The sequence below is a fragment of the Rhizobium mongolense USDA 1844 genome (assembly GCF_000419765.1).
Taxonomy (GTDB): Bacteria; Pseudomonadota; Alphaproteobacteria; order Rhizobiales; family Rhizobiaceae; genus Rhizobium; species Rhizobium mongolense.
In genome coordinates this window covers 1-3,828 of sequence record NZ_ATTQ01000076.1, presented here as the reverse complement: position 1 = coordinate 3,828, position 3,828 = coordinate 1, and the positions used below count along the sequence as shown (strand labels likewise).

Annotated in this window: 3 protein-coding genes and 1 pseudogene; 3 read left to right on the top strand and 1 reads right to left on the bottom strand. The window is 56.7% G+C overall.

Annotated features, from left to right (window positions below; genetic code table 11):
• Nucleotides 1–344: 344 nt before the first annotated feature.
• Both A3C3_RS48360 and A3C3_RS45875 read left to right on the top strand, forming a co-directional pair.
• The gene (locus tag A3C3_RS48360) at nucleotides 345–509 is read left to right on the top strand and encodes a hypothetical protein (protein ID WP_312866306.1); all 165 of its coding nucleotides are present in this window, start codon (nucleotides 345–347) and stop codon (nucleotides 507–509) included.
• Between the two features lie 500 nt (nucleotides 510–1,009).
• Nucleotides 1,010–1,570 (top strand): hypothetical protein, encoded by a 561-nt coding sequence (locus tag A3C3_RS45875; RefSeq protein ID WP_376774966.1) that lies wholly within the window; start codon nucleotides 1,010–1,012, stop codon nucleotides 1,568–1,570.
• 509 nt (nucleotides 1,571–2,079) lie between these two features.
• Here A3C3_RS45875 and pdxR read toward each other — a convergent pair.
• A complete protein-coding gene (gene pdxR, locus A3C3_RS0137070) occupies nucleotides 2,080–3,561 on the bottom strand; it encodes a MocR-like pyridoxine biosynthesis transcription factor PdxR (RefSeq protein ID WP_022719494.1) in 1,482 nt (493 codons plus the stop codon).
• Between the two features lie 82 nt (nucleotides 3,562–3,643).
• On the opposite strand from pdxR, the pseudogene A3C3_RS46505 reads away from it, so the two are divergent.
• Nucleotides 3,644–3,828: pseudogene (locus A3C3_RS46505) on the top strand (methionine gamma-lyase); the annotation flags it as partial.

Here is a 3,828-nt window from a genome sequence, read left to right as displayed (position 1 = left end):
AACAAGGTCGTTGGGGGCTGCGTCTAAATTGAGAGCGACCCGTAGCCTAGGTTGACTCCGTCTTTCACTCAGCCGAAAAGAAATGTTGCTTACAGAGGGAGATAACTTATGGCTGACGAGAATATTGCGGGACCCAGTATCAAGGTAGAAGACGCGGATGCGCTGGCAAAAACGCCGACGCCCAAAAAGCAGCGCGCACCACGGCGCCAGAAGGCAAGTGCCGAAACGACGGTAGTCTCATCACCTGTGACAAGGATCGCAGGAAGAGCCGTGAACAATCTGAAGAAGCGAAGCCGACGCCCGCAGGAACGCACCTCGGTGACAAGAACAGCCGAAGAAAAAGAATGCCAAGGCCGACCGAGCAGGCCGTTCAGGCGACAGTGCCGGCGACGGATGAGATGGCGGATCTTATTCAGCTTCAAGAAGAGAATAAAAGGCTCCGTAAAACTCTGGCAGATAAGCTGCGTGCGGAAAATGCCGACCTGCGCAAGCGGCTTGGGCTCGATTGATCGCCGACCAACCCAGTCGCGAAAAAAGGTTATCGATCTCAGCCAAGTAGGAGAGAAATGATCAGGGCTCGCGCCGAGCCCGGTTAAAGCTGCGGCAACGTGTGCAGTTTGCTCGAGGTTGAAGCACTAGAAGCACTATGAGAACCCTATGGAATTCTTTTCTCGAATAACCTCGCGGCGATAGCCGGCAGTAACACGAGAGAGCTCGATTGAGCATGTGGCCGATACCGAGCAAACGAAAGTGGAGTGCAACAGACCTCCGCCCTGCCCTTTGACCTAACGGAAGCATACCATACTCCCAATCATGATGAGAACTCACCTATCGAATCTCGTGGCAATGACGGGTTCAACTGAAATCGACAGCTCGTCCAGCCGCCAGTCAAAGAGGTCCAGGAATCGGGGCGTCATGAGCGCAGACGGCCGGGTACTGAAGTGCATGCGTTGCAAATAAGGATCTAGGCGCGCAATCCTCGTCCGGCCGACAAACCTTCTTGGATGAGGTGGAAGGCCTCGACGAAGATCAAGCAGCTGAATTGAAGTCGGCCCGCCGACGGACAACGCGGCCTGGTTCGATTTGGGGCGACACAGATCTCAAGGCTCTTGCGCGTGATGCCGTAGCTGACGCGCCAGATCTTTTCGAGCCACACATGGTCTCGAAGACTCCAGGCGAAGACAGCGAGCTGCGGCCGGATGCAAGTTCAGAAACTCGCCTTGACGACAATGCTGAAGCCAGCGACAGCGAGCAATTTTCGACTTCATCCGTTGATCCGGGGCAAACTTATCCACTTCAGCATGGCGATGATCCGCCGTTCGACTCCGTGCAAAAATTGAATGACGATTCTTCGAAGCGGCGATCTCCAAAATCGGCGACGCGTCGGCAAAGTGCGAGTGTCAATGATGGTGCTGATAGCACCAGGCCTGCCCGGAGGGAGCGAGCGGCAACCGCTCGAGCCGAAGTGTCGTTCGAGTTAGTCTTGCTTGACGACGAGAACAGACGCCTGAAGGGCTTGCTGACAGAACATCTTCACCAACAGAATGCGCAGCATCAGAAAGATGCTTGAGCGATTTGGCGTCGTTTGAACACCTCTCTTCACTTGATTGCCGAGACGCTGGCGGGATTTTGGACGCATTAGATAGGCGGTTAAGGTTTCGCAGGTCCATTTCCATTTGATCGATTTTGCCATGGTTTCACGGTTTCATTGAAGTTCGTAGATGAAGCGGCTCGATACGGGTCTGTGAGATCGGCGGCGGAGGTGAAGGAGGTGCGACGCCGACGTCGCCGCGGGGAAACGGCGGGCGCGATATGGGTGTGAGCAGTCTATCTGCCAAGTCGTGCGTTAGCCTTATAAAGCTTTCTTTGTAACCGGTTGGCGCTGGTGCCAGGCAAGTAAAAACCCACGGTCATGGCACCCAGTCCCGGTCATCCCTGAACTTTAGCGGGGAACTGGTCTTTAGATCTCTAGAGCCAGTTCGATCACATGTTGCTGGTTTAGTTTCTGCTTGGATGGGACTGACTGACATCCAGCAACGGCCTCTCGCGTTTGCGTCGGTTGGTATGCCGCCGCAACTGTTAGACTTGCTCCTTGGCTCGTTCGACTGCTGCCGAAAGAAGCTGAACACCCTTTTCGATCTGCTGCGGGGTCAAGGCTGAATACCCCATGACAAGCCCGAGCCTATCCGCCGTCGCCTCTTCCGGTTGCGGCTCATAAAGAGGTGAGATGCAGTAAACTCCGATGCCGGCACGCTGCGCGATTTCCAGCAAAGCCGTCTCGGACGACTTCGGCAGTTCGTTGAACCAGACCACAACATGCAGTCCGGCGTCGGCGCCTTCCACGGAGATCCTTTCGCCGAATGCGCGCTGTAACGCGTTCAACAACGTCTCGCGTCGGACTCTGTTCAGCCGCCGTACGCGACGCACATGGCTCTCATAACTGCCGCTCTCGATCAAAGACGCCAAGGCCTCCTGCTCGGTCACCGGCGAATGTCTGTTAAACAGCTGCTTGGCGGTTGCGAACACGTCCTGCAGTTCCGGCGGCACAACAAGATAGCCGATGCGCATCATGGGCGAGAGCGTTTTGGAGATCGTACCGAGATAAATGACGTTGCTTCCGGCCTCCAGACTATGGAGTGGAGGCACCGGGCTGATATCGTAGCGGTATTCGCTGTCGTAATCGTCCTCGATCACGTAAGCACCGTTTTCCCGCGCCCATTCGAGAAGCTGATGACGGCGAGAAATCGGCATGACGCCGCCGAGCGGAAACTGATGGGAAGGTGTGACGTAGGCCAGCCGGGCACGCACGCCCTCCAATAGCTCGGTCTTCAGACCCTCGCAGTCGACGCCGACGGCGATTGCGGAGGCGCCTGTGCTGGCGAAGATCTGACGAGCCATTCGATAGCCGGGGTTTTCGATGACGAAGTCGCTGTCAGGGCCGAGCAGAAGTCGCGCGCAAAGGTCTAATCCTTGCTGGGAGCCATTCACGATGATGATTTGTTCCAGATCGCAGCGCAATGTTCGCGCTCGCCAAAGATACCCTTGCAGGGCTTGGCGCAAACGCAGCGATCCTCGCGGGTCATCGTAGGCAAGTCGGCTCGGTCGCTGAGCGATGACCGCGTTGACAGCTTTCTTCCAGGCAAGCGCCGGAAAATCGGATGGAGCGAGATCTCCGTAGCGGAAATCAACCATGAGCGAACTAGGCAAATAATCGAGCCAAGGCGGTGTCGCCCGAAGTTTTTCACCATAGGCCGACAGGCGCTGAGCGGCCCGTTGCTTCGACGTGGCGTCTCTCGGACGCTGCCCGAATGGCAACGCTGCGACCCGCGGGCGGGCACCTTGGCGCAGCTCCACAAAGCCCTCTGCCGCAAGCCGCTCATAGGCGGCAGTCACGGTCGTTCGTGATACGCCAATCTCGTTCGACAGATTTCGAGATGACGGCAGCTGACCACCAGCCTGATAAACTTGGCTCAAGATCTGATCCTTGAGCGCCTCGTAAATTTGGCGTGCTCCCATCTTCCTTGCGCGTTCTGGTGTCGCCTGACTTTCTAACTGGACCATCTTCTTTCCGCCGAATTGGATATTTCTTGCGGACTAGTATGCTGCCACTGTGGTCAGAAGCAAAGAGGATTACCGCGAACCAATGACCGGCAGCAACCAACAAGGCAACCTCCAGGACCACTCCGACCTGTCGCACGGCGTGTGCCTTGGGTTTGACACCCGGGCCATCCACCACGCGTTCGATCCTGCCGCCTTCTCAAGAGCGGTCCAGCCACCCGTCTTCCTGACATCGACCTATGGCTTTGAAAGCGTGGCGGCGAATGACGC

What these genes read in the sequence shown, in the direction of transcription:
- A3C3_RS48360 (WP_312866306.1), top strand. Translation starts at nt 345, where the DNA reads ATGCCAAGGCCGACCGAGCAGGCCGTTCAGGCGACAGTGCCGGCGACG.
- pdxR (WP_022719494.1), bottom strand. Translation starts at nt 3,561, where the DNA reads ATGGTCCAGTTAGAAAGTCAGGCGACACCAGAACGCGCAAGGAAGATG.